The sequence below is a fragment of the Bartonella sp. AP58NXGY genome, assembly GCF_042195785.1.
GTDB lineage: Bacteria > Pseudomonadota > Alphaproteobacteria > Rhizobiales > Rhizobiaceae > Bartonella.
In genome coordinates this window covers 317-573 of record NZ_JBHIOY010000400.1, presented here as the reverse complement: position 1 = coordinate 573, position 257 = coordinate 317, and the positions used below count along the sequence as shown (strand labels likewise).

Below are 257 nucleotides of genomic sequence, written 5' to 3'. Positions count from 1 at the left end.
CCAAATGGTCCATGGCTGCTTTTAGTGCTATGTGGAGGAATTTCTTGTGCTTCAATTCTCTCGTGCGTCGTTGTTATTATGCATGCAAAAAAAGCTGTACAGAAGCCTCTGAAGATAATTCAGACAGATTTTTCTGAAAAACTTAAATATTATGAATGGCTTCTGGAAGAAACCGAGCAATCTCTTCTTATTTGGGAAAATCCAACATCCTTGCCTCGTGTCTTTGGTGGCCTTTCCACGTTGCAAAAAATAGGCAT

1 pseudogene is annotated in these 257 nt (G+C 39.7%); it reads left to right on the top strand.

The window, feature by feature from the left end:
- Nucleotides 1–257 (top strand): annotated as a pseudogene (locus ACFINC_RS11665) (histidine kinase); the annotation flags it as partial.